Raw genomic sequence first — 2,347 nt, 5'->3', positions numbered from 1 at the left:
CAGGTCGAGCCGATATCGGTCGGGATGCCCGACTTGTCGATGCCCACGATGTCGTCCCAACCGCGCTCGATCAGGTGATGGGCGACCGACGCGCCGACAATACCGCCAAGACCAACGATGACGACCTTCGACTTTTTCGGAAACTCTGCCATGCCCGCGACTCCAAAGTGCTAAAGCGGGCGCGCCGGCGCCCGTTCGAATTGCCAGAATATGCAGAGGACGCGGATTGAGCTACCGCCTGTTTGCGACACGTCGCGGATGCCGCGCGACCCGGCGCGCCGGCTCGGCTCGGGATGCGATTTCGCTCGGCGAAAGCCCAGATGGTCCTCGGCCTGGAGGCCGACCTGGTAGCCGGCGGTCTTAAAGCTTGACCACGAGCTGGCCGATCTCGGCCGCGGGCGAGCGCTCCGACCTCGATCTTGATCATGCCGGGGCGGTAACGCGTCCGGAAATGATAAAAGGCCGGACAAACGCCCGGCCGTGCCGATCATATTCAAGGAGTTCTTACTTGATCCGCGCAACGCCGCCGGAGATCTCGACCGTTTCCGAACCGGTCAGCGCTTCGAGATCACCATTGGGCAGGGTGACGAAGCAGCCATTCGGGCAGAACTCCACAGTCTCGCCGGCGGCCAGCGCCAGCTCGGTCTTGCCGCCGCCTTCGGTCACGATCAACGTCCGCGTCTGGGCGTCCTTGTTGACCGCGCTGGCGGCAAAAGCCGAACCGCTAAGGGCCAGGAAAGCGACGGCGGCAACGACAGACTTCCACATTGCAATTCCGGTGTTTCCACACCGCCTCTGTTCAATTTCGCAAGGCATTCTCGCACTTTGCGTGAGAGCTTATATGAGATGTAACGTGAACCGCAACTGAATGCCGCATTCATGCCACAATCGGCTTCGGCGGCCGCCAAAGCTAGTCGGGGTCGGGCTTGCGGCCTCTTCTCTTGGCTTTAGCCAGACGCGCCTGCTCGGCCGCGGCCTCCGCTTCCAGCCGCTCGCGTTCGGCGAATTCGGCCTCGATCTTGTCGTCGTCGATCGGCCATGGCTCATGCTTCTTGCTCTCGACCACGGCGCGGGGCGCCGACGGGATCTCGATGTGCTCGTCTTCGAAGATGTCGAAGATCGCGAATCGGATGTCGTTCTGGACGATGCTGCCGTTCAACACGTCGGCGACGAACACGCGGATCTCGAATTCCAGTGCAGCCGGGCCGAAATTGGCAAACAGCACGAAGGGCTCGGGGTTCTTGAGCACCATCGGATGGGCGCGGGCAATGCCGAGCAGGATGGCGTGGACGCGCTTGACGTCGCTGCCATAGGCGACGCCCACCTTGATGTCGACGCGGCCAAGCTTGTTGCGGTGCGTCCAGTTGCCGACCGCATTGTTGATGAGGTTCGAGTTCGGCAGGATCACCGACTGGCGCTGGAACGTCTCGATCTCGGTGGCGCGCACGCTTATCTTTCTGACCGTGCCGCTGATGTCGCCGGCGACGATCCAGTCCCCGACCTTGAACGGTCGCTCGGCAAGCAGGATCAGCCCGGAGACGAAGTTCGAGACGACGTTCTGCAAGCCGAAGCCGATACCCAGCGAAAGTGCGCCGGCGACCAGCGCCAGATTGGAAAGATCGATGCCCGCCGCCGATATGCCGACCAGCGCTGCAAGCGCGACGCCGGCATAGCCAACCGCCAGCCGGATCGAATTGCGCACGCCGGTGTCGACCTTGCCGCGCGCCATGACCGAGCCGTCGAGCCAGCCCTGAAACCAGCGCGTGAGAAAATAGCCGATGGCGAAGACGACGATGCCGGTGAGGATGCCGAGCACCGAGATGGTCACCGACCCGATGGTCACGCCCGTTGCGAGCTTAAAGGCCCAGGTTTCGATATCGCCGGGCTGGAAGCCCCACATCAAGAGGATCAGCGGCAGGAACACCAGCACGATCATCAGGTTGATGGCGATGCTGACCACCAGGCCGAGCTGGTCGAGCGCGGTGTCCTCATAGCTGGAATTGGCTGACAGCCAGCGCCCGACCGAAGTGTCGGCGAAGCCGCCCTCCTCGCCGATCGCCCGCGCCGACAGGAAGCCGATATAGGCGGTGATCAGCGTGGTGCCGGTGACGACGACCTGAATGGAGACGAAAAGCGCAAGACCGATATAGCCGAGCAGTGCCGCGGCGATTGTGGAGACGCCGAGCCCGATGGCAATGAAGCGAAGCCAAGCCGGCCACGGACGCCACGAGCCGTCCTTCGCCCTGAAAGGCTTCAGCACACCCATCAGGATCAGGATGACGCCCACGATGACGGTGGCAACGAAGCTCCTGGCGATCGTCAGCGACAGCGGCGAGACCCTCCTCTC

The 2,347-nt window shown here is 63.1% G+C and carries 3 protein-coding genes; all 3 read right to left on the bottom strand.

The window, feature by feature from the left end; genetic code table 11:
• Positions 1–152 (bottom strand): FAD-dependent oxidoreductase (locus EOA79_RS31510; RefSeq protein WP_164894051.1); only part of this gene is annotated, 152 nt, incomplete at its 3' end.
• Between the two features lie 352 nt (positions 153–504).
• Positions 505–768 carry a hypothetical protein gene (locus EOA79_RS31505; protein ID WP_066999629.1) on the bottom strand — a complete coding sequence of 88 codons (264 nt, stop codon included), beginning with the start codon at positions 766–768 and terminating at the stop codon, positions 505–507.
• Positions 769–910: 142 nt separating this feature from the next.
• On the bottom strand, positions 911–2,347 hold a 1,437-nt coding region (locus EOA79_RS31500), incomplete at its 5' end, for a mechanosensitive ion channel domain-containing protein (protein WP_164894050.1).

Origin of the sequence: Mesorhizobium sp. M1A.F.Ca.IN.020.03.2.1, assembly GCF_004023205.1 — a bacterium.
In the GTDB taxonomy this organism is placed as follows: domain Bacteria; phylum Pseudomonadota; class Alphaproteobacteria; order Rhizobiales; family Rhizobiaceae; genus Mesorhizobium.
This window is presented reverse-complemented; position numbering and strand designations above follow the sequence as displayed.